A 23437-nucleotide genomic window follows, 5' to 3' on the forward strand; every position below is an offset into this window, starting at 1 on the left:
AAGACAGTAGCGTCCGTACTGCGAAAGCAGGTTAACACGGAAGCGACTGAAATGCATTTTAAACCTCAGCAACAAAGCGAAACACCATCGATTAAAGCGGGTTACCTCGGCCTCCCGCCGCCCCCCGCATTATTCACAGTAAAACAGTTCGCAGAGCGCAACCTGGCTTTCAGCGAATCCGCGCTTTGGAATATTCGCTTCAAGAGCAAACCCCGCCAAAGCAGCAGGGGACCTATAGAAACGAATGGCGCCGCATCCGCTTTTGTAACGATTGGCAGAAAAGTTTTAGTGGATGAAAAAGCATTTTTCGAGTGGGTTCGCCAGCAGAACGAGGCATTGAAATGATGCTGGCCAGAAAGACAAAAGCCGCACTTGCTGGGGGGCAGACGGCTTTTCTCGTAACTTCAACGGATATCTCAAATAATAGCCCGCAGTGGAGGTTAACGCAAAGATCAAAAGAGTTCATTCTCGCCGTTACGTCCTGTCTTGATCCAAGCTTCTGCAACGGAAGTACTGCCGCGGAGAGTTTTGATGACTGAACTCGGCACTATCCGTCAAGCGCTCAGCTATATCCCAGCTCACGACCGCGATTTGTGGATCAAGATGGGGATGGGTATCAAATCTGAGCTCGGTGATGGGGGCTTTCCACTGTGGGACGAATGGGGTGGTCAGGACAGTTCGTACAATCCCATGGCAGCAGCGAGTGCTTGGCGCTCCTTCAAGGAATGCGGGCGGGTTGGTATTGGCTCCGTGTTTCACGAAGCCCAACTGCATGGCTTCAGGTTCGACAGCCCCAGCCAACAACCAGCACCCGACCCAGCCGAATTAGCAGAGCAACAGCGCCAGCAGAAGGAAGCAGAAGCAGCACGCCAAGCCAAAGCCGATCAGGCTGCGATGCAAGCTAATGTCATTTGGAATAAGGCCAAATCATGTTTGATTCATGCCTACACCGAAAGAAAACGGATAGCACCGCAACCCGCACGGATGCAATTCGCCCATGCTGATGAGTGCAAGAGGTGGTTCTGGTCAACGAACGATGACGGCGAACTGGTGGAACTTGCCGCCAATTTATTGGTGCTGCCTCTATACAGCATAAGCGGTGATCTGCGGGGACTGCAGGCTATTGACGAGAAGGGCCGAAAGTCGTTAATCAGGGGCCTTGGAAAACAAGGCTTGTTCATTCCTGTCACTGGCATAAAACTCCCTGCTGACTATGCCGGTAGACTCTATATCGAAGAAGGTTTTGCCACAGCGGCAACAATCCGGCAGGCGACCGGTGATCCCGCGCTGGCGGCGATTGACGCCGGCAATCTGCTTCATGTTGCAAGGGCTTGGCGTCAAAAATGCCCGCGTGCAGAGATCATCATTTGTGGCGACCTGGACAAATCCGACATTGGACAAAAGAAGGCCAGGGAAGCGGCGATGGCCGTTGGCGGGATGGCGGTGCTGCCGCCATTCACAGTGGAGCAACTTGCCTGCAATGAACCGCCGTCAGACTGGAATGATTTCGCCGCCTTACATGGAGTTGATGGCGTAAAACAGGCCCTTGAGGATAGCCTAATTGCGGCAAGGGCAGAGCATCGACCCGACTCCAGGAACGTGCGAGCGGACGATTCTGACGGGAGTGGTTGGCAGGAACCGCAGCCACTGGCTGTCAAGGTAGAAGCGGAACTGTATCCGTTAGACGCGCTGCCAAACATCCTCCGGGCGGCGGTGCAGGAGGTGGCGGGATTCGTCAAGGCGCCCGTGCCGCTGGTGGTGGCGTCAGCGGTGGCGGCGCTGTCCTTGGCGATACAGGCCCATGCGGACGTGAAGCGAGCGGATAAACTCACCGGGCCCACGGCGCTGTTCCTGCTCACCATTGCCGATTCCGGCGAGCGGAAATCCACCTGCGACGGCTTTTTCATGACGGCGATCCGGGACTATGAGGAAGCACAAGCCGAGGCGGCAAAACCAATCCTGAAAGACTACAAGGCGGCCAGTGACGCATGGGAAGCCAAGTGCGGCGGAATTAAAGACAAAATCCGCCACCTTGCCAAAGATAGCAAACCCACAGCGGAGATGGAATCGGCCTTGCGCGATCTGGAACATGACAAGCCTGAACCACCAGGCATCCCCCGTCTCCTCTATGCCGATGCGACACCCGAGGCGCTGGCCCATGGGCTGGCGAAACAGTGGCCGTCAGGTGGCGTGGTTTCAGCCGAGGCCGGAATTGTGTTCGGTTCACATGGCATGGGCAAGGATTCAGTCATGCGAAATTTGGCGATGCTGAATCAACTTTGGGATGGAAACAGCCTAACCATTGACCGGCGAACTACGGAATCCTTCACCGTGCGCGGGGCGCGGCTGACGGTAGGCTTGCAAGTTCAGGAACCCACCCTGCGGGAGTTCTTTAGCCGGTCTGGGGCACTGGCCCGCGGCACCGGTTTTCTTGCCCGGTTTCTTGTGGCGTGGCCGGAATCAACCCAAGGTTTTCGACCCTTTACCGAAGCACCGGCGACTTGGCAGCACCTGACCGCGTTCAATCGGCGCATCGCCTCCATTTTGGATCAACCCGCCCCCATCGATGAGGATGGCGCCCTGACCCCAGCCATGCTGGCCCTGACGGTAGATGCAAAGGCAGCATGGGTAGCCTTCCATGATGCAATCGAAAGTGAACTTGCCAGCGGCGGCGAGCTTTATGACGTACGGGACGTGGCGAGCAAATCCGCCGATAACGCGGTACGGTTGGCGGCGCTATTCCAGATATTCGAGCATGGGATGGGCGGCGCTGTCGGCTTGGAGTGCTTCGAGTCCGCAAGTCGAATCGCGGCATGGCACCTGAACGAGGCGCGGCGCTTCTTCGGTGAACTTGCGCTACCGCTGGAACTGGCGGATGCGGCGCGGCTGGATACCTGGCTGATCGGATATTGCCAGCGGGAGCGAACGCATTTTGTTCCGATTGCCAAGCTGCAACAAGGTGGCCCGACCGGACTGCGGAGCAAGGCAACTATCGAAACCGCCATGCGCGAATTGGAAGAGGCGGGCCGGGCGCGGTGGGTGCGGGACGGTAAGCGCAAAATGATTGCCATGAATCCGGCGCTGCTGAGTGAGGGAGGTCCATTGTGACGCTTGCCGCACTAATCCGAAAACGTGAAACCGGAAAGCCTGCTAATGCTAATCCTGAGAAAGTTGCTAATGATGAACGGGCAAAGGGTGAACCATTAGCAGGATTAGCAGTTTTAGCATTAGCAAATCCCCCGGAAGCGAAAACCGCGAACCCTATCCCAAAAATCGGCGCTGACGATGCGGTGACCGCTTCTTACTGGTGGCGGATTCACTATCCTCACCATGCGCCGGTGGAAGTGGCCTGCTCTCCCCCAGCGACCTATGCCGAGATTCTGGTGTGGCAACCGGACGCAAGCGCAGCGGAACCTTTCGAGCCGATACCCCGGCAACCGACTGCGCCATTGACTGCCCACGATGAAGCCACGGTCCGGGCATGGCTGGCTCATATCGGGGAAACTGACTTCGAGATCATCGCGGTCGTGTTGAATCAGTGCCGCACCGATGCAGATGCGCGGGACTACTTCATCAGCCAGGCTGCAGACGTGCCGCGCCCTGCCGCCTTCAACGATGACCGACGCCTTTGTGGCCAATGCGCGAATCTGACCGGGCGCGGAGTATGTCTGGCTGCCCGGCGCGGTGAAATCCTGGCAAGCCGGAACTATGAACCGATACGCACGCTTCCCCGAAGATGCGAAGGGTATGCGCCGGGGGCGATGATCCAGACAGACGGCCGGGGCGCGAACGCTGGATGGGATTGGCTGAGAAAGGGGAGCGAAAATGAGCGAAATGCTGGAGAGCGGCTGTGTGCGATTGCGGGAAACCGATTTCCCCATTATCCACAAATTGGGTACTGGATCATTGCAAGGAGGAGTCCCCGAATAAAACCATTTTGTACGAATATGACTTTGAGGGTGGGAATGATGGTAGCTATAAGCCGTCTCTACAGCTTCCCGTTTAGTAAAAGCCAACCGGGTGCCGATGATCTGCAAGCAAAGATTTATCGAAGTTTTGTGAATGATAAAGGACGTTATCATTCACAAAACGCGGTAAGATTTAAACTGCATTTCCCTAACTAGAGACTAGACAATAAAAATAAATATGATTATGATTGATTTTATATGATTAACAATAATTCATAAGGATTGGATATGAATACACGTGTCGTTACTGCTCACATTCCAAATGAACTCGCGGAACAGATCGACCAACTTGCTACACGGCTTGATCGACCCAAGGGATGGATCGTCAAACAGGCTTTGACTTCATGGATCGCACTTGAAGCAAAACGTTATCAGCTTACATTGGAGGGTTTGGCAGATGTCGATGCCGGTCGCATCGTTGATCATGCTTCACTTGATGCTTGGGCTACAAGCCTCGATAAGTCTGCCTAATCCATGGCCCTTAAATGGACGGTTAGTGCTGAGCGCGACCTAGTTCGCATTCATGCCTTTCTTGCGCCAGTAAATTCCCTCGCAGCAGTAAAAGTCATCAAGCAATTGATGGGGGGTGCAGAGCAGCTTCTGACCTATCCTCAGCTTGGAGTGTCCCTTGAAGAGTTTGCACCTCGCGATGTGCGGCGTGTAATTGTGGGTGATTACGAGTTGCGTTATGAAGTTACTGAAAACTTGATTTATATCCTTCGGCTTTGGCATGCCCGGGAGGATCGTTAATGTCCGAGATCCGGCTCTCTTCGCTTCAAAGTTCGGTCTCGTTGCCGGTGCTGTTCGCCCCGACTGCAGATGCCGGCAAGCGCTTCATCGAGTTCTTTACGGCCAATATCCGTAATCCCAACACTCGTAAGGCGTACGCCTGGGCTGTAGGAGAATTTGCGACCTGGTGCGAAGCTAACGGGCTGACCGAACTCAGCGATATCGAGCCGGTGCACATAGCGGCTTATATTGAGATTCAATGGCAGCGATTATCCGCCCCAACGGTGAAGCAACATCTGGCCGCAATTCGTATGTTGTTCGATTGGTTGGTGGTCGGCCAAATTCTCGCTACCAATCCCGCGAGTGCCGTGCGCGGTCCCAAGCATTCAGTCAGAAAAGGAAAAACACCCGTTCTGGCCGCGGATGAAGCACGCGCCCTGCTGGACTCTATTGATACCAGCACTCTCGTCGGTTTACGCGATCGAGCCTTGATTGGTTTGATGATTTATACCTTTGCCCGAGTTGGAGCGGCACTTCAGATCAAAATTGAGGATGTTTATGTGCAGGGGCGTCGCACGTGGATACGACTATATGAGAAAGGCGGAAAGCGGCACGAAATGCCCTGCCATCATAATCTTGATGAATACTTGCACGCTTATATCAACGGTGCCAAGTTGACGGAAGGCAAAAGCATTCTGTTTCGTACGGCACTCCGCCGCTCCGGACAGCTTTCAGATCGCCCAATGAGTCAAGCCGATGCATACCGCATGATCCGCAGACGGTCGGCTGAAGCTGCCATCTTTACCAAGATTGGTAATCACTCCTTCCGTGCCACAGGCATTACTGAGTACTTACGCAATGGTGGCAAACTCGAAATAGCACAGCAAATGGCAGCCCATGAAAGTGCGCGCACCACTGGACTCTATGACCGGAGAAACGACCAAGTTTCCCTCGATGAGATCGAGCGAATTGTGATCTGACGGGAGCTCGCCGCGGTTGACGTAATCCGCAAGAAAGGGAGGCGCTGGAAGCCGATACGGTTGTTATGGGTAAACACGACCAAGCTGAAGGGAAGAAAAGCTACCTGGCAGGGTAATAAAGTACGTGATACCGGCTACGGATTGCGTGTAGGCTGATCATACTACCTCTTATGGGCGGATAGCTTGCGCTATGAGATGCTGGGGGGTGCGCGAAGAGCACACCCTTGTTCCCAAGCTGGTCTCCATTGTGTGCCACAATTACCTGAACGAACCTGAATCGCATACGCCATGCCCCATGATCACGATACCCTGAATGCTCTCAATCGTTACGCGCCGCTTTCGGAAAAACTGAAGAGCTTGCATGACGCGCTGAGCAGGCGCTTCGATTTCATCGACCGTATATCAGTGGCAATCTATGATCCCAAGACGGATGAGCTGAAGACCTTCATTCACAGTAGCGGCGGAGACCAACCGCTCAGGCAATATCAAGCCAGGCTGAGCGAAGCCAGTTCGCTGCAGGAGATACTGAAAAGCGGCAAGCCGCGTATTGTGAATGACTTGGCCATATTTGCCACAGGCCTGCATGAACATACCCGGCGTATCGCAGAGCAGGGTTATGGCGCGAGCTATACCATGCCTATGTATTCCAATGGCGAATTCTTCGGGTTTGTATTTTTCAATTCATATCGCAAGAATGTCTTTAACGAAGAAGCGCTACACTTCCTCGACGTATTTGCCCATCTGATTTCGCTGGTCGTGATTGGCGAATTCACTTCGATACGTACCCTTATTTCCACCGTCCATACCGCACGTGATTTCGCCAACCTTCGCGATACGGAAACCGGCGCGCACCTTGACCGCATGTCCCGCTATGCCAGAATTGTGGCAAAAGAACTGGCGCCAAAATATGGATTCGATGACGAATATGTCGAGCATGTGTTCTTATTCTCGCCTCTGCACGATATTGGGAAAATCGGCATCCCCGACAGCGTCCTGCTCAAGACTGGCTTACTTGACATGAGCGAGCGGGAGATCATGAGAACGCATCCTCAAAAGGGTCGCCAGATCATTGACACCATGCTGCTGGATTTCGGGCTGGAGTCATTCGAATATCTCAATATTCTGCGCAACATCGCTGAATACCACCACGAAACCCTGGACGGAGGGGGATACCCCCACGGTCTGCGCGGCGAGGAGATTCCCATGGAATCGCGCATCGTTGCGGTGGCCGATGTATTTGATGCGCTTACCAGCCACCGTCCCTATAAGGAGGCATGGAGCATCGACGACGCCTTTCAGGAATTGCGGAAACTTGCCGGCAGTAAGCTCGATGCAGATTGCGTCGAGGCGCTCATCAAGAACAGGGCTCAGTTGGAAGAGATCCGGGATCGTTTCCAGGAAGATACTTATGGCTAGACGATGGTAGCCGGACTCGCAGGTTTCCAGGAAACGCTACTTTCAGCCTATAAAGTCGATTTTATTTTTATGTCGGCTTACTAGCTGATATGGTTGTTGTTCAGTATTGCTATGGCGCTATTAGGGACCAGCTCCCGAAACGGAAAAATCGTACCTCAGTAAAGTGAAGAATTAATAGATTCTATAGCTTATAAATTTAATTTGGTGCCAACATTGAATTGAGCTGACCCCTAAAACAGCGGGGTTTCCTGACTATGCACGCAGGCAATTATCGCGTCGAACGAAATGGTTTTGGTGGCGAGGGAGATCAGATTTGCCTGAAAGCCAGACAAGGAAAAAGGTGGTTAGGACGGAAGAAGCAGCTGGCGTTCTGCTGGAAACCGTGCGTGAGCTTGCAGCTGAATCACACGTACATTCCGGTAAAAATATCTTTGTAACCCTGGATGACTCCCTAGAGCGGGATCTGGGGTTTGACAGTCTCGGACGAGTGGAATTGATCTCACGTCTTGAACGTGTTTTCGGAATTAATCTGCCGGAACGAACGCTGGCCAATGCTGAAACGCCACGCGATCTGTTACAAGCAGTGTTGACTGCTGCGCCCGCGGTGGCACCGGTGAAAGACCTGCCCAGAAGCGAAGCCCCCGTTCGCATACACGCCGAACCATCCGATGCACTTACGCTAACGGAAGCCCTTGACTGGCATGTGCACGAGCATCCGCACCGGACACATATTACGTTGCTGGAGGAAGCGAACCAGGAAGTTGGACTCTCCTACGCCACATTGCGGAAAAGTGCCGACGAGATTGCGTTGGGGTTGCTGGAATATGGACTGCAGCCTGGGCAGTCCGTAGCAATCATGCTGCCGACCAGCCACGACTATTTCTACTGTTTCTTCGGGGCGCTGCTGGCGGGTGGAGTTCCCGTGCCAATTTATCCCCCGGCTCGCATCTCGCAGATCGAAGATCACTTGCGCCGGCATGCGGGCATTCTGTCCAACGCGCTCGCTATCGTCCTGATTACGGTGCCCGAGGCGAAACCTGTGGCGAGACTGCTCCAGGCTCAGGTGGAGACGTTGCGCGCGATTACAACTGTGGCCGAGTTGTCCCTTTCCGGAGCAATGCCAAAGTATCACGTCCAGGCGGGGAATATCGCGCTGTTGCAATACACTTCCGGGAGTACCGCCAACCCGAAGGGCGTTGCCTTGACTCATACCAATTTACTCACCAATATCCGCGCGATGGGACAGGCTGCGCAGGTCACTTCCACGGATGTGTTTGTCAGCTGGTTGCCGTTATACCATGACATGGGCTTGATCGGCGCTTGGCTGGGCAGTCTGTACTACGCTTGTCCGTTGGTGGTGATGTCACCCATCACCTTTCTGGCACGGCCGGAACGCTGGTTGTGGGCGATCCATCAGCACCGCGGCACCCTTTCGGCGTCCCCCAACTTTGGCTATGAGCTATGTCTCCGCAAGATCCCGGAGGATGTTCTGGATGGATTGGACCTATCGAGTTGGCGTATGGCTTTTAACGGTGCAGAGCCGGTAACTCCCGAGACTATCATCAATTTTACGCAGCGCTTCACCCGCTACGGGCTGCAACCGGAAACAATTGCGCCCGTATACGGCTTAGCGGAATGTTCGGTAGGGTTAGCCTTTCCGCCGCCGGGCCGCGGGCCGCTGATCGATCGTATTAAACGGGAAAAATTCACACGCTCCGGTCAGGCGGATCCAGCCGGCAGCGAAGATGCGGACATATTGCGCTTTGTGTCCTGCGGCCGGCCGCTTCCGGGCCACCAGATCAAAATTGTTGATGCCACAGGCAATGAGGTGGGAGAGCGGGTGGAAGGGTACCTGGAATTCAAAGGACCGTCCGCTACAAGTGGTTACTTCCGTAACCCGGAGCAGAATCGCTTGTTGTTCCGCGACGGGTGGCTGAATTCCGGCGATCTCGCTTATCTCGCCGCTGGTGATCTCTATCTGACCGGGCGTGCAAAGGACATCATCATTCGTGCCGGGCGCAATATCCACCCCCATGAGCTGGAAGAGGCGGTGGGTAGTATCCCCGGCATTCGTAAGGGATGCGTCGCGGTTTTTGGCAGCCCGGACCCTGTTTCCGGTACAGAACGCCTGGTGGTGCTAGCCGAAATGCGCGATATCGATTCCCGGAAGTATGAGGAGCTGCGGGGCCAGATCAATGCCCTAACTCTGGATATGCTGGGAATGCCAGCAGACGATATTATGCTGGTGCCTATCCATAGTGTACTCAAAACGTCGAGTGGCAAGATTCGTCGGACGGCCTGCCGTGAGCTGTATGAAAAAGGACTAGCTCCCCCTCGCCCGGTCTGGTGGCAGGTGATCCGCCTGGCATGCGCTGGTTTGCTGCCTCAGTTGCGCCGCGGCAGCAGGGAGGCATCCGACGTTCTCTACGCTGCATATGTATGGGTACTGTTCTGCTTGCTGGCGCCGGTGACCTGGCTGTCAATCGCGCTGCTGCCCCGGCCCTCCTCGGGCTGGATGGTCAGCCGCGGGGCCGCACATCTCCTCATACGTTTGTCGGGAACGCCATTAGCGGTTCGCGGGTTGGAAAATCTGCCGTGCAAGACACCGTGTGTGCTGGTTGCAAACCACACCAGCTATCTTGATGGAATCATGCTCGTCGCGGCTCTGCCAGGCAGATTCAGTGCCACGGGGTATTTCAGTTTCGTGGCCAAGCACGAACTGCTGGACAATATCATTTCGCGCATTTATCTGCAGCACATTGGATCGAATTTTGTTGAACGCTTCGATCCGGACCGCGGTGTGGAGGAATTGAAGCAGGTGGCGCTCTCCTTGAAGTCCAGTTGTTGCCCAATATTTTTCCCGGAGGGCACATTCACCCGCATTCCCGGCTTATTGCCGTTCCATATGGGCGCATTTGTGGTGGCGGCGGAAGCCGGGGTGCCAATCGTGCCTGTCAGCATTCATGGCGCGCGTTCCATCCTTCGCGCTGACCACTGGTTTCCGCGCCGCGGCGTAATAACCATCACGATCAGCAAGCCAATCCTGCCAGATGGAAAAGACTGGGCCGCCGCCATTCATTTGCGGGACGCAGCTCGCACGGAAATCTTGCGTCTGTGCGGAGAACCGGATCTCGCACCAAGAGTTTAGGCCGTGCACGCTTCGGGATAAACAGCATGGGGAAAATAGGTACGGACACTAGTCCTGCCCCACTCTTTCGGAGGATGCATGACGCGGCCCACCGGCCTGTTTTGATAAATTGGCAAAGTTGCAGCTGTTGTATGCCTACATTATGCCACTTGTTTCTTTTCAGAAAACTCTGCAATCATAACATCAGCACCGCCTCATCAAAATAGCAAACCCATGCAAGCCATATTTAGAAATATCGCCCCAGCGGGGGCTTTTTTTGATGCTAGGCTTAACCCCCAAGTCGATACACGCAAATTTAATTAGGGTTGGCAGGCCCAGTTTCACATAACAGCAGGCCCTCTAATGTGCCTGGGTTTCTGACTGAAAACAAGCATCGAAAATGCAATAAAGTGATATTTGGCCTAAAGGTGTTTGCCTCCTTACTCAATATGTTCAACAGTCTGATCGCGCTTTTCTTTGCCATTCTAATGGCTGGACTTCCCAGTTGCTCAACGATAACTGAGCAGGAAATGGGTGCGCACAAACTCATCAGAGAAATTAACACAACCGATACGGACAAGAACGTGGATGGCGCCATTACAGCCAGGGTGAAAGAAGCAATTTACAGGGAACCCTCGCTCAGGGATGAGGGGATTGGCGTCGAAACCCACCAAGGCACGGTCAGGTTGAAAGGCGCAGTAAGCTCTATACTCGTCATGAAAAAAGCCATTGAAATCGCGCGGGGGGTGAAGGGAGTGAAAAACGTGAGAGACGAGATGCAATTCAAGTGGCAGTACTAGCGCCATTCCGAGGTCCTGTTATATGTCATATTCATAAATAACGCTATTTCTGAATTTTTTACGCAAGGCGGAGCGTTCGACAAAATACTTTCATCCTTCACTTTGCTCCCTGCTGTGTATCTTTACCCTAGTCATGCTTTCGGGCTGGCTCTCGCCAATGGCGCTCAATCGGGCTAATGGGCTGGATCGGTGCGCAGATGCCTAGCCGTCAAATGCCTGTTAATACACCTAAACTACTTCACTCTTTTCGAGCGACATGGATTTCTTTCTGCTGATCATGGTATTTTCTCCAAGTGTTAAACCCGATATCCACAGGAGATTCACTGCGTTCAAAGCTCGATTTCAGACAGCTAGTTGGATAGGAGATCAGCGATAAATGCCTGGTTGGTAAGCTTCTCCACCCGCCATCTCAGTATATGTGCTGAAAAAATAAAATATAGGGGAAGATCGAATTGGAAATAAAGCGTAAGCTAAAAACCATAACACTAACACAAGCCGTACTCATAACACCCACCGTGATCCGTCGTCACGGGTTCTGTGAAATATTTGCATACCGAACGGTGGGCGTCCTTGGAGGGCCTAGCGTTGAAAAGCAACACCGAAACATGGGAAATTTTTATTGGCAGTTCAGGCATGAAAGCCCCGAATACTGAGTGGAAAGCAAGAGGAAAACATGAAATATCTTGATCACAAGCGACGTCAGTTCCTGCAATATGCATTAGCTGGAACAGTGGCCGCGGCATTGCCCAATTTCGCGCGCACTGAAGACAGGTACATTCTCAATACCGAGCCCGACCCCTCATTCAAACCCGACGTGGAAATAGAATTTGTTGCGCAAATAGCCGAAGTGCCAATTTTGCATGGCGCTCACACCAGCGTTTTCAAATACGAGGGTAAGGTGCTACGCGGCCCTCAATCCGCATTAAAAACGATGCCTAGCTACTTGGGGCCGATTATGCGACTCACACACGGGCAAAAAGTTCGGATTTTTTACTACAATAAGCTGCCCGAACCATCGATTATGCACTGGCATGGGATGCACGTGCCGCAGAAAATGGACGGCCATCCAATGTCTGTGATAGAGCCAGGTGAGAGATATGTATACGAATTTGAGGTGAAGAATCCTGCGGGAATAAATTGGTATCATGCTCATCCCCACGATATGACAGGCCCGCAGGTCTATCGGGGTCAAGCTGGATTAATCACGGTAACGGACGAAGAGGAGCAGAAGTTGGGCCTGCCAGACGGGGAATATGATATTCCCCTCATCATTCAGGACCGCCGGTTTACCGCCGGCAATCAATTGCAATATATATTTGGAATGCATGAAAGGATGACGGGTTTCCTCGGGGATACGATTCTGGTCAACGGCCAGGCAGACACCGTCATTCCTGTGAAAACCAGGGCGTATCGCGTGCGCGTGCTCAATGGATCGAATTCGAGAATCTACAAACTCGGCTGGGAAGATGGCACTCCGTTAACCGCCATCGGCACCGATGGAGGATTGCTCGAAGCACCCCAGACTCGCCCTTACATCATGCTTGCGCCCGCGGAGCGCGTGGAATTATGGGTCGATTTCAGTGGCCGGAAGCCTGGAACCGATCTGTGGCTGCGCAGTCTCGAGTATGAGTTGCCACAAATGGGCGCAATGGGGATGGGAGGCGGGATGGGTGGAATGAGGGGAGGCAGAATGGGTGGCATGGGGAGGAGGGGACCGGCCCTCGGTGAATCCATTTCGGTAGCAAAGTTTCATATCAGCGGGAAGGTCAGCGAATCGCCCAAGCTCCCAAAGAGTCTTGTCAAGATGCGCAAATTGACTGACCGCGGCGTATCGAATCCAGATCGTCCCGTTCCGATTGCTGCCACCATGGGGCATATGTCGGCTCAATTAAATGGCAGATCTTTTGAAATGTTTGAAACAATGGATATCGAAAGGATTCCCGTCAATACTATCCAGAAAATCCGCATAACCAACGAACCTGGCGGAATGGGGGGAGGCATGGGTGGAATGAGGGGAGGCAGAATGGGGGGCATGGGGATGATGGCCACGCCACATCCTATCCATCTACATGGTCAGCAATTTCGCGTGGTTTCTCGAACCATGACCCATGAGGACACCGGCAGCTATGCGACTGTCCGGGAGGGGTTCATTAACGGCGGATGGAAAGATACCGTGTTGGTGATGCCAGGCGAGGAGATCGATATCATCAAACCGTTTGAAGATTATACGGGACTGTTTCTCTACCACTGCCACAATCTTGAGCATGAAGATTTGGGAATGATGCGAAATTTCCATGTGAGCTGAGTATGCGAGCTTTCTCGTGATTGTTAGTTGACTCTTCCTTCTTCTCGTAGAGAAGCACCCGGGATCGATTAACAGAAAGGAAAGCCATCTCGTGCCCCTCATGGATTCTTTTGTAATCTCGAGGGAGCGGTTGATTTGAAATTGGCATTATGACGAGGTAGCGTACTGGTCAGCCCTGGATAAGCTGATCAAAGCGTATCTGTCTTTTCAGGTTGCCAGAGCCATGCTCCCCTTGGCAAACATACTGCCTGCCACAATGGCTGCCAAAAGGGCAAAAACTTGTTGCAGTCTAGGACCCGAAAAACGTTGCGCGAATGCGCCCGTGAGCAGCAGGCCTGCGACCGCCCCGATCACAAACGGCACAGCGATTGGCCACCAGTTGAGTCCGCCGACCGCGACGCTGGATGCTACGCCTGCGGCCGAAACGATTGCGATCACGGCAAGCGAGGTAGGGACAATATGCTGCATAGAAAGATTAGTGGCTTTTTGAAGCGCCGGAACAATGACAAATCCGCCCCCAACCCCGAGGAGTCCGGATAAAAAGCCCGCGATGACGCCAGACAGTGCCAGATACCGTGCGCAGGTCCCGTCCAGATCAACCGGCCGGCGAGCTCATCGAGTTGACAGGGGGCTGAGGCATGCTCTTCTCTCACTGTTTCCGCCGAACTCTCATGCTCTTTCGAAACATTTGAAATGCGACATAACCCAGCACTGCGGCGAACAGCAGTAGCAACGGGGCGTCAGGTGTTTCCCGCGCAATAAAGATCCCTATGGGTGACGCTAACGGGCCTGCAAGCGCAATAAGAGTCACTGCGCGATATTTCAGCTTTCGTTTTTTACACAGGGGGCCATCCCCTTAACTTAATTTGCGCTTGATCAGTTTTCTCAGCTCGCACAACCACAGTACCGAACTTGCGGCAAGCGTGCACAGGATCCAGTCCTCGATGCTCAAGCTCACGGTCGAAAACGCCAATTGCAGAAAGGGCACGTAAACGACCGTGAGGTGCAAAAGGATCGACAAACCTATCGAGCCAAGCAGCCATTTGTTGGAAAACAGGCCGAAGAAAGCGCTCTGCTCATCCGAGCGGGCGTTGAGCACATTAAAGAGCGAAGCCAGAACGAGCGTGGTGAACGCCATGGTCTGCGCGTAGCGCATACTGCCGGAGCCTTCTATGAATCCGCCTGGCAGGGAGGCGTCCAGCACCAGTATTGTGCTACCAGCCATGGTCAGGCCGACATAGACAATACCCGCCCACATTTGGCGCGTAATGACCCCTTCACCTTTGGCGCGGGGCGGTTTGCGCATTACATCTGCATCTGGCGGATCGACGCCAAGTGCAAGCGCAGGGGCTCCATCTGTTACTAGATTGATCCACAGCAACTGGGTCGCGAGCAACGGGAGTACGATGAGTTGTTCTTCGGCATACAATCCGATCGCGTCCGCCAGAATCACACCGAAGAACATGGCTAGTACTTCGCCGATGTTAGATGAGAGCAGATAGCGCAGAAACTTGCGGATATTGGCGAAAATCGCCCGCCCTTCTTCGACAGCTGCAATGATGGAAGCAAAATTGTCATCCGCGAGCACCATGTCGGCGGCTTCCTTCGATACGTCCGTACCCGTGATACCCATGGCAACGCCAATGTCGGCCGTCTTCAGGGCAGGGGCGTCGTTTACGCCGTCCCCCGTCATTGCCACGACCTCGCCCACTCGCTGCAACGCCTTGACAATACGCAGCTTGTGTTCCGGGCTAACCCGGGCGTATACCGACACTTCCCTAACGGTTTGATCCATCCTCTCGTCCGTCATTTTCTCCAGCTCGGAGCCAGTGACCGCTCGGGTGCTCCCGTGCCGGGTGATGCCGAGTTGTTCGGCGATAACCACTGCGGTGATGGGATGGTCGCCGGTGATCATTATCGCGCGAATGCCAGCCATCCTCGCCCGTGCAACTGCTTCTGCTGCTTCCTGGCGCGGTGGGTCGATCATGCCGATTAAGCCCGCAAACACGAGATCCTGCTCGATGTTTTCATCGACGCTATTAAGTTCGATCTCATCCGCGGGCATGGAGCGAAAGGCAACGCCCAGAGAGCGCAGCGCTTCGCTTGCAAGCTTCTCATTCACCTTCAGGATGGCCGTGCGGCGTTCCTCGGTCAACGGTTTTGTCTCTTTCCCCACCAGTTCGGATGAACAACACCCGAGCAACAGGTCGGGCGCGCCCTTCGTGAAGACGAGTAGCCGCTCTTTCATCTGAGCGTTTGCATCGATATGGATTGTCGTCATCAGCTTGCGCTTGGAGGAGAAGGGAATCTCTCCCACGCGTTCGAAACGCGCGTCCAGCACCTCCTTTCCCAGCCCCGCCTTGCGTGCGGCAACGAGAAGCGCTCCCTCCGTGGGGTCACCCTGTATCGTCCAATGTCCGTCATTCTCTTGCAGGACCGCGTTGCTGGCTCGGTCGCCTACAGTAAGCGCGCACTCCAATTCGGTTTGCAATGCACCGTGTACTTTTTTCTGATGATTGCCGGAGCTTTCCTCTACATCTGGTTCACGCCTCATTTCCCCATCGGGCGAGTAACCCGAGCCGCCGAAGGCTACGCGCCCGCTTGCGGTCACAACCGCGCGCACAGTCATCTCATTTCTGGTGAGCGTGCCGGTTTTATCGGACGCAACCATTGTAGCCGACCCCAGCGTTTCCACCGCCGGGAGATGTCGGACGATGGCGTTCCGGCGCGCCATGCGCTGCACGCCGAGGGAAAGGACGACCGTGATGACCGCTGGCAACCCCTCGGGTATCGCCGCGACGGCCAGTGCCACACCCAAGATAAGCGCGTCCAGGATTGCGGTAAAACCGCTTACATGTTCGACAAAAATAATCGTTGCGATCATAACTAGGGCGATAACTACAACGATTATTCCCAGCAGCTTGCCTAGATGTGCAAGCTCCTTTTGAAGAGAAGTGGTCTCCTGCGGCGTTTCCTCCAGCATGCCGGCGATTTGACCCATCTGGGAATACAGGCCCGTCGCGACCACTAAGGCAAGGCCCCGGCCAAATGTCGCATAGGTGCCGCTGAACAGCATATTGCGACGGTCGCCAAGTTCGGCTTCTTCAGCGATCGGTTCTGTGTCCTTCGAAACCGGAGTACTCTCTCCGGTAAGCGCCGCCTCCGCAGTTTGCAGGGCAACGGAATGAATTAGTCGGGCGTCTGCTGGAACGGTATCGCCTTCTTCAATGAGGATAATATCGCCAGGCACGAGGTAAGCCGCGGGAATGTTATGCCGCGCGTCGTCCCGGATGACGTTGGCCTGAGCTGCGGACATTTGCCGTAACGCGGCCACAGCTTCTTCTGCTTTTGATTCCTGGATATAGCCCATCACGGCGTTAAGCAGCAAGACGGCAAAAATGGCGATGGCTTCGTAGGGCAATGCCGCGTCGCGCTCATACAGCCACAATCCTGCCGAGATGGCGGTTGCGATCAACAACAGGACTACAAGCACGTTCTGGAACTGGGCAAGGAATTTTTTCCAGCCCGGAACGGGTTGTTTGACCTCCAGCTCATTTTTTCCATACTTGTCCAGCCGCGCCCGGGCTTCGCTTTCGCTCAAGCCATGTCTGGTATCGGAGGCGAACGCCACCAATGCCTCATCAACAGACAGCCGATAGGGATTCTTCTGCTCGTGCTGGACACTAGTGAAAGCCATGCGCTATCTGATCATTATTCTTGCCGTGAACGACTTATGGAGGGATCATGCACATTGGGTGGTGATGCGATCCGTAATTTCCTTGTGACCAAGGCTTCTCCAAGCACCCTGCCCGAGGCTAATCGCGCAACAATTAACTTTCTTCATACATCCTACTTCTACAATAGTATAGAACGCTACTGCAGGAAATTAGTATGTCTTACCAACTTGCAACCTATGTGAATGACGCTGACTTGCGTACTAACTAAGCACGGGCTGAAATCCCATAGACCAACCTCAAAAAACTATCCAGGTTAATCCCCCATGATTGAACGTATTTTACAAATATCCATACAACAGCGTGGATTCGTCCTCATGGCGGTGTTGGGCATGGCGGCACTTGGATTTTACAGTTATCAGCGACTGCCGATTGACGCGGTACCGGACATAACCAACGTGCAGGTGCAAATCAATACCCAAGCTCCAGGCTATTCACCAATTGAAGCAGAGCAACGTATCACGTTTCCGATCGAGGTGGTGATGGCCGGTCTACCCCACCTGCAGCAGACGCGCTCTATCTCGCGCTACAGCCTGTCGCAGGTAACGGTAATTTTCGAAGACGGCACAGATATTTACTTCGCTAGGCAATTGGTGAGCCAACGGATTCAGGAAGCAATAAGCAACCTGCCTGCCGGGATCGTGCCGACGATGGGGCCGATCTCCACGGGCCTGGGCGAGATATTCATGTGGACCGTTCACGTCGAAAAAGGGGCGCGAAAGCCGGATGGGACGGCATATAACATCACCGATCTACGTGAAATTCAGGACTGGATCATCCGGCCACAGATGCGCATGGTTAAGGGCGTCACCGAAGTCAATGCGGTGGGGGGCTTCGTCAAACAGTTTCACGTCACACCCTATCCTGAAAAGCTGCTCTCTTTCGGTCTGACACTACAGGATGTCGTTCTTGCGCTGGAGCGCAACAATGTCCTTATGGGCGCAGGCTATATCGAGAAAAGCGGCGAGCAATATCTGGTCCGGGTACCCGGACAAGTGGCAGACCTGGACGAGATAGCTAACATCCTTCTGGGGAGCCCCCAAGCGGTGCCGATACGCATCAGGGATGTCGCCGACGTGATTATTGGCAAGGAACTGCGCAACGGCGCCGCCACGCAGAACGGCGAAGAAGTGGTGCTCGGCACAGCTCATATGCTGATGGGCGAAAACAGCCGGACTGTCTCGCAAGCGGCAGCGGAAAAACTGGTGGAGATTAATCGCACTCTGCCTGCAGGCGTGATTGCGACGCCCGTATACGATCGCACCACCTTGGTTGACAAGACCATTCGCACCGTCGCCAATAACTTGTTAGAGGGCGCTGCCCTGGTTATCGTGGTCTTGTTCCTGTCTCTCGGCAATCTGCGCGCAGCACTGATCACGGCTCTCATTATCCCCCTCTCGATGTTGTTTACCCTGAGCGGCATGGTGGCTAATGAGGTTAGCGCCAACCTGCTGAGCCTGGGTGCGCTTGATTTCGGTATTATCGTCGATGGTGCGGTCATCATTGTCGAAAACTGCACCCGGCATCTGGCCCATGAGCAGGCACGGCTGGGTCGACAGTTAACTCCCGCTGAGCGCTTTGCAGTCGTGTTCGACTCATCCAGGGAAGTACGACGCGCCTTGCTCTTCGGACAGCTTATTATCATGGTGGTCTATCTGCCCGTCTTCACGCTATCGGGCGTGGAAGGAAAAATGTTCCATCCAATGGCTTTCACAGTCTTGCTCGCGTTGCTGGGAGCAATGATTCTCTCCTTGACATTCGTTCCAGCAGCGGTTGCCCTCTTTCTCTCTGGCAAGATGACTGAAAAAGAAAGTTCGGCAGTAGCATGGGCAAAGAAAATCTATTTACCCGCGTTGAACGCCGCGATGGACAACAAGGCAGTCACCATTACCACGGCGGTGGTGATTGTCGTGCTATCCGGGCTGCTCACTACGCGCATGGGCACGGAATTTGTGACCAGCCTCAACGAAGGCGATATTGCAATGCATGCGATACGTATCGTCGGCACTAGCCTGACCACCTCCATCGAAATGCAAAATGCATTGGAAAAAACGATCAAGACATTCCCAGAAGTGCACAGGACCTTTTCCAAGATTGGCGTCGCCCAGATTGCAACCGATCCGATGCCTCCCAGCGTCGCAGACATCTTTATCATACTCAAGCCCGAATCGGAATGGTCGGGGCCGCATGAAACCAAGGTGCAACTGGTGGCCGCAATTGAAAAAGCGGTGCAAAAGATACCTGGAAACAACTACGAATTCACCCAGCCGATACAGATGCGTTTCAACGAGCTGCTATCGGGGGTGCGTGCCGATGTCGCGGTCAAAGTCTTCGGGGATGACATGGGTACCCTGCTCACAGTGGGGGAGCAGATCGAGAATGTTCTCAATACCGTTCCGGGTGCTGCGGATGTGCGAGTGGAACAGATCACGGGGTTGCCGGTACTCTCCATTCAGATGGATCGTGCCAAAATGGCGCGCTATGGTTTAAACGCAGTCGACGTACAGGATGCTGTCGCCATTTCTGTCGGCGGGCGAACTAGTGGCTTTATTTATGAGGGCGACCGCCGCTTCGAGCTGCAGGTCCGCCTGCCCGAGCAATTACGCGGCGATATCGAGCTACTCAAGCGTTTGCCTATCCGCCTCCCCGCTTCAAATATCGGTGCCGGTGGCGCAACTCTTGCGCTGGCCGGTCTGCCTGCCCATATTACTTTGGGCGAGGTGGCCAACTTCGAACTGGTCCAAGGCCCCAACCAGGTAAGTCGCGAAAACGGCAAGCGCCGGGTGGTGGTAACCGCGAACGTGCGTGGCCGGGATCTTGGCTCTTTCGTCAACAAAGCGCAAACGCTTATCGCAGAAAAGGTGCAGATTCCCCTCGGATATTGGATGACCTGGGGAGGACAATTCGAACAATTGTTTCTCGCGGCCAAGCGTCTCGAGATCGTCGTCCCGCTTGCTCTTGGGCTGGTCTTTCTTTTGATGTATACCATGCTCGGAAATTTTCGTGACAGCTTACTAGTATTTACGGGAGTCCCCTTGGCTGCCACCGGTGGGATCCTGGCCCTTTGGTTGCGCGATATTCCCCTGTCCATTTCCGCCGGGGTGGGATTCATCGCCATGTCCGGGGTGGCGGTATTGGACGGGCTAGTCCTGCTGTCATTTATCCGCGATTTGCGAGCACAGGGCTTGACTTTGGATGATGCCATTCGGACCGGGTCCCTCCTTCGACTGCGCCCGGTTCTGATAACAACGTGGGTGGAAACGCTCGGTTTCCTGCCAATGGCTCTCAGCACCAGTACCGGTGCCGAGGTACAGCGGACACTGGCAACAGTGATGGTGGGCAGCACCCTTTCCCAATCGCTGCTGACCCTGCTGGTATTGCCAGTGCTATATCGGCTCGTCCATGGACGAGACACTCCGCAATAGTCTCGATTCTCATGCCATGCCCTATATGGATGATGGCTTCCACCATTGCACAATCAATGGGATCATCCATCATATCTGACTACATTAACCCACATTGCCCCGGTTTCTGTCCGAGTGGCTATGGCTTCATGATGAAACGCGTCCTGGCAATAGGCAATGACCGCGTTGACATGACAGGGGGCATTCGCATCAACGGCAAGCCTTTGCCTGCAAGTGCGCCCTTGAAAGCGGATAAAGCGGGCGGGGTGATCAAGGGGGTGATCCGGCAAGTAATTACGTTTTAATATCATTTTAGGAATGTCCACATTCGTGCTGGAAGGTTGTGGATAACTCCCCTAAACTATCGCAATTCGAGCTGTCTAGGGACTGTTCAATATTTAGGCAGTTCGATCAGCGACTCGTGATTTCTGTATTCCGGTATTTGTTGTTAGTTTTACTATTCGTCTGCCCGATGGGCAATCCGTTTTTGGAATGCACTCCCTTTCGTACTTTTTGTTGGCCTGGCGTTCCTTGACATCATCGCAAGACCATCTATACATAGACATGGGCCCGAAGCATCATTATTGACGACGACCGTTATCCTGATTTGCCTGGGACGTCCCCATTACTTTATTACTTCAAAGGAGAAAACATCATGGCCAACATAACACGTCGCTCCCCTATTATTGGCGATATCGCCCGCTTCGACCCCTTCTACAACATTGAGGATTGGTTCAATTGGCCCAGGAATTTTGGAATGCGTCCATTTTCCATGGAAATGGAAAATGCTCCCACGATCAAGATGGATTTGTCCGAAAGCGACACGGCTTATACCGTGCGTGCGGAAATCCCAGGGGTAAAGAAAGAGGATGTCAACGTGCAGATAGATGGCAACCGGGTTTCCATTAGTGCTGAGACCAAGCAGGAGAAAGAGGAAAAGAAGTGGAAAGGGTCATTTGCCGCAATGTTTATGGAAATCAGGAAGCGAGAAAAAGGCAGGGATTGATGTGGAAAGAGAAATAAAAATGAGGATTTCCTTGCCTATTAGAGGCCTCCTGCTTATTTCCCTGTCGGTGGGTATTTCAGAATTTGCACAAGCTGTGTCCGAATCTATTCCCGGCACCGCCAACCCTTATCTTGCAGGAATGCCAGATGGCTCAACCGCCCCGCCTGATCAGGCCCCTTATCAATCCCCGGTAGAAATCACCGGACTAAACCTTTCGACCGGCAGGATACTGACATTCACAGGGACGACTGGTGGTGTTAGCAACACTCCGACTTGCGCCGGAACAAATTGCAGTTCCGCTGACGGCAATGTATACAATGGCGTGCTCTTCTATGATCATGAGTCCGGCTCTCAAAATGGCATATCGGACATCCGGGCTCCCATAAATTCACTGCTGGGCATATTCTTAACTGATAGCGCCCCTAGTTTGTTATCCCCCCCTTCAAAGCTAGACTTTCAAACGATCGGACTCAATTTTACTGCTCTATCACCTAAGCTCCAGCAGGTTTTCTTTATCGGGGATGGAAGGACATCAGGTGGCGTAACACAGGAATTTTCCATTCCAGCCTCTGCGACAAGACTTTTTCTTGGCACAATGGATGGCAACGAATGGTCCAACAACAGTGGTGCAATCGTTGTGGACATTGTTCAAAGTGTACCAGAGCCGCATACCTACGCAATGTACATCGCTGGCCTTGGCGTGATGGTTTTCATGACGGGTCGTCGCAAGGCGCCCTCTACAATACCAATTGAAATGAGGGCTTAGCCGAAACGGTGTGTCGATTAAGGCCAATTAAGAGGAATCTGTCATGAGATCAATCTCGAGAAATTGCTTCAACTCAAGCGCAGCAGTCTCCTACCTCATCGACCTTAACAGTAAAACAGTGACAGGGCTTTTAGAATTTAGGTCGGGGTCCCAGTTGGGGTTATGCCAGGAATAATGCAGTGTAAGTTAAGCACGCGTGAATACGAAAACCATTGTTAAAGGAAACGTATGATCCCAATAGAACGGATAGTGGGCGCAACCGATATGGCCCCGTTTGCGAGTCGCGCCGAAGCGCGGGCTGCCATGCTGGCCCATGATCTGGGCAGCGAATCCCTACATCTACTGCATATCATCGACAACGTTGCGCTGGAGGCACTGCGTCATCTAGGCACTGCTCCACTGGAAACAGAGCAACGGTTGATGGAGTCATCACGCGAGCAGTTAGCCGAAATTGAACGTAGGCTTTCTGAAAAATACGGAATTCAGGTAATGACGACGACGTTGAATGTGGGGCGGGCTCACACCGAGATTGTGCATTACGCCGAACTCATAGATGCGAGCCTCGTCGTTCTGGGAGCTCATGGTGGTGGGATTGTGCGACATTTGTTTGTCGGTTCTACCGTCGATAAAGTACTGCGCAAGTTGACTCGACCGCTGTTGATTGTCAAGCGCGAACCAGAAGCACCGTACCAGAAAATATTAATCCCCGTGGATTTCTCCGAAGCTTCGTGGCGGGCTACAAAGTTTGCCATGAGCTTTGCTCCCCATGCACATAAAACTGCGTTGCATGCGTTTGAAGTACCGCTCCAAGCGAAGTTACATTCTGCTGGTATTGACTATAAGCTGATTAAATTTTACGAGGCGGAAATTCACGCACAAAAAAAAATGGAGATGCGTCAATTCGTCTCTAACCTGGAGGCTTCGGGTATTTCGGTGACCTATATTGTAAAACAGGGTGCTACGTTTGACATAATCCGTAAACAGATGGCGACACTTGAACCAGATCTAGTTGTTATTGGTAGACATGGCCAAACGGAAAGGGAAGATATGCTACTTGGTAGTGTAATAACGCGGGTGATTCAGGATGCAGATTGTGACGTGCTTGTTGTAGGTTAACCTCTGAGATGATGTTTAAAATGCACTTGGTATAGTGACAGTGCGTCTCTATTATAGGCTATTGCTTTATCATGGGATTGTGTCAA

17 protein-coding genes are annotated in these 23437 nt (G+C 53.4%); 15 read left to right on the forward strand and 2 right to left on the reverse strand.

Annotation, left to right across the window (positions count from 1 at the left end):
* The first annotated feature begins 51 nt into the window (after nt 1–51).
* From BLO43_RS11500 to BLO43_RS11550, 10 genes are all read left to right on the forward strand, one after another.
* Nucleotides 52–345, forward strand: coding sequence for a hypothetical protein (locus BLO43_RS11500; protein WP_090907167.1), 294 nt, complete (start codon nt 52–54; stop codon nt 343–345).
* Between the two features lie 186 nt (nt 346–531).
* Nucleotides 532–3108, forward strand: a complete 2577-nt coding sequence (locus BLO43_RS11510; RefSeq protein ID WP_090907169.1) for a DUF3987 domain-containing protein — start codon at nt 532–534, stop codon at nt 3106–3108.
* A 182-nt stretch (nt 3109–3290) separates the two neighbouring features.
* On the forward strand, nt 3291–4124 hold the full coding sequence (locus tag BLO43_RS11515) for a hypothetical protein (protein WP_175443940.1): 834 nt from the start codon (nt 3291–3293) through the stop codon (nt 4122–4124).
* Between the two features lie 72 nt (nt 4125–4196).
* Complete coding sequence (locus BLO43_RS11520) at nt 4197–4439, forward strand: CopG family ribbon-helix-helix protein (protein ID WP_090907171.1); 243 nt, start codon at nt 4197–4199, stop codon at nt 4437–4439.
* A 3-nt stretch (nt 4440–4442) separates the two neighbouring features.
* Nucleotides 4443–4718 carry a type II toxin-antitoxin system RelE/ParE family toxin gene (locus tag BLO43_RS11525; RefSeq protein ID WP_090907172.1) on the forward strand — a complete coding sequence of 92 codons (276 nt, stop codon included), beginning with the start codon at nt 4443–4445 and terminating at the stop codon, nt 4716–4718.
* Nucleotides 4718–5677 carry a tyrosine-type recombinase/integrase gene (locus tag BLO43_RS11530; protein WP_090907173.1) on the forward strand — a complete coding sequence of 320 codons (960 nt, stop codon included), beginning with the start codon at nt 4718–4720 and terminating at the stop codon, nt 5675–5677. The genes BLO43_RS11525 and BLO43_RS11530 overlap by 1 nt, the downstream gene beginning before the upstream one ends.
* A gap of 288 nt (nt 5678–5965) precedes the next feature.
* Nucleotides 5966–7093, forward strand: a complete 1128-nt coding sequence (locus BLO43_RS11535; protein ID WP_090907174.1) for an HD domain-containing phosphohydrolase — start codon at nt 5966–5968, stop codon at nt 7091–7093.
* Between the two features lie 340 nt (nt 7094–7433).
* Nucleotides 7434–10241, forward strand: coding sequence for an AMP-binding protein (locus BLO43_RS11540; protein ID WP_175443941.1), 2808 nt, complete (start codon nt 7434–7436; stop codon nt 10239–10241).
* A gap of 389 nt (nt 10242–10630) precedes the next feature.
* The gene (locus BLO43_RS11545; protein WP_254773440.1) at nt 10631–11020 is read left to right on the forward strand and encodes a BON domain-containing protein; all 390 of its coding nucleotides are present in this window, start codon (nt 10631–10633) and stop codon (nt 11018–11020) included.
* Between the two features lie 673 nt (nt 11021–11693).
* Nucleotides 11694–13325 (forward strand): multicopper oxidase family protein, encoded by a 1632-nt coding sequence (locus BLO43_RS11550; protein ID WP_090907176.1) that lies wholly within the window; start codon nt 11694–11696, stop codon nt 13323–13325.
* A 207-nt stretch (nt 13326–13532) separates the two neighbouring features.
* Here BLO43_RS11550 and BLO43_RS11555 read toward each other — a convergent pair whose 3' ends face one another.
* Together BLO43_RS11555 and BLO43_RS11560 are read right to left on the reverse strand one after the other, a co-directional pair.
* A complete protein-coding gene (locus BLO43_RS11555) occupies nt 13533–13919 on the reverse strand; it encodes a TSUP family transporter (RefSeq protein ID WP_090907177.1) in 387 nt (128 codons plus the stop codon).
* A gap of 262 nt (nt 13920–14181) precedes the next feature.
* A complete protein-coding gene (locus BLO43_RS11560) occupies nt 14182–17022 on the reverse strand; it encodes a cation-translocating P-type ATPase (protein ID WP_090907178.1) in 2841 nt (946 codons plus the stop codon).
* A 303-nt stretch (nt 17023–17325) separates the two neighbouring features.
* Here BLO43_RS11560 and BLO43_RS11565 point away from each other — a divergent pair, with 303 nt between their 5' ends.
* The 5 genes from BLO43_RS11565 to BLO43_RS11585 all read left to right on the forward strand — a co-directional run bounded on the left by BLO43_RS11565 (nt 17326) and on the right by BLO43_RS11585 (nt 23351).
* Nucleotides 17326–20484, forward strand: coding sequence for an efflux RND transporter permease subunit (locus BLO43_RS11565; protein ID WP_090907179.1), 3159 nt, complete (start codon nt 17326–17328; stop codon nt 20482–20484).
* A gap of 128 nt (nt 20485–20612) precedes the next feature.
* Entirely contained in the window at nt 20613–20768 is a 156-nt protein-coding gene (locus BLO43_RS17090; protein WP_254773441.1) for a S24/S26 family peptidase, read from the forward strand.
* Between the two features lie 350 nt (nt 20769–21118).
* Nucleotides 21119–21469 carry an Hsp20/alpha crystallin family protein gene (locus BLO43_RS11575; protein ID WP_254773442.1) on the forward strand — a complete coding sequence of 117 codons (351 nt, stop codon included), beginning with the start codon at nt 21119–21121 and terminating at the stop codon, nt 21467–21469.
* Complete coding sequence (locus tag BLO43_RS11580; RefSeq protein ID WP_175443938.1) at nt 21420–22235, forward strand: PEP-CTERM sorting domain-containing protein; 816 nt, start codon at nt 21420–21422, stop codon at nt 22233–22235. Before BLO43_RS11575 ends, BLO43_RS11580 begins: the two co-directional genes overlap by 50 nt.
* Before the next feature lie 228 nt (nt 22236–22463).
* Nucleotides 22464–23351: a universal stress protein gene (locus BLO43_RS11585; RefSeq protein ID WP_090907181.1), complete on the forward strand. Its 888-nt coding sequence runs from the start codon at nt 22464–22466 to the stop codon at nt 23349–23351.
* The last annotated feature ends 86 nt before the right edge of the window (nt 23352–23437 follow it).

The sequence above is a fragment of the Nitrosospira sp. Nsp13 genome, assembly GCF_900101945.1.
Taxonomy (GTDB): Bacteria; Pseudomonadota; Gammaproteobacteria; order Burkholderiales; family Nitrosomonadaceae; genus Nitrosospira; species Nitrosospira multiformis_D.

Bases quoted from the DNA above. Each gene is read 5' to 3' on its own strand.
- BLO43_RS17090 (WP_254773441.1), top strand. From the start codon at position 20,613: ATGATGAAACGCGTCCTGGCAATAGGCAATGACCGCGTTGACATGACA.
- BLO43_RS11510 (WP_090907169.1), top strand. From the start codon at position 532: ATGACTGAACTCGGCACTATCCGTCAAGCGCTCAGCTATATCCCAGCT.
- BLO43_RS11565 (WP_090907179.1), top strand. From the start codon at position 17,326: ATGATTGAACGTATTTTACAAATATCCATACAACAGCGTGGATTCGTC.
- BLO43_RS11575 (WP_254773442.1), top strand. From the start codon at position 21,119: ATGGCCAACATAACACGTCGCTCCCCTATTATTGGCGATATCGCCCGC.
- BLO43_RS11525 (WP_090907172.1), top strand. From the start codon at position 4,443: ATGGCCCTTAAATGGACGGTTAGTGCTGAGCGCGACCTAGTTCGCATT.
- BLO43_RS11560 (WP_090907178.1), bottom strand. From the start codon at position 17,022: ATGGCTTTCACTAGTGTCCAGCACGAGCAGAAGAATCCCTATCGGCTG.
- BLO43_RS11530 (WP_090907173.1), top strand. From the start codon at position 4,718: ATGTCCGAGATCCGGCTCTCTTCGCTTCAAAGTTCGGTCTCGTTGCCG.
- BLO43_RS11535 (WP_090907174.1), top strand. From the start codon at position 5,966: ATGCCCCATGATCACGATACCCTGAATGCTCTCAATCGTTACGCGCCG.
- BLO43_RS11520 (WP_090907171.1), top strand. From the start codon at position 4,197: ATGAATACACGTGTCGTTACTGCTCACATTCCAAATGAACTCGCGGAA.
- BLO43_RS11550 (WP_090907176.1), top strand. From the start codon at position 11,694: ATGAAATATCTTGATCACAAGCGACGTCAGTTCCTGCAATATGCATTA.
- BLO43_RS11500 (WP_090907167.1), top strand. From the start codon at position 52: ATGCATTTTAAACCTCAGCAACAAAGCGAAACACCATCGATTAAAGCG.
- BLO43_RS11585 (WP_090907181.1), top strand. From the start codon at position 22,464: ATGATCCCAATAGAACGGATAGTGGGCGCAACCGATATGGCCCCGTTT.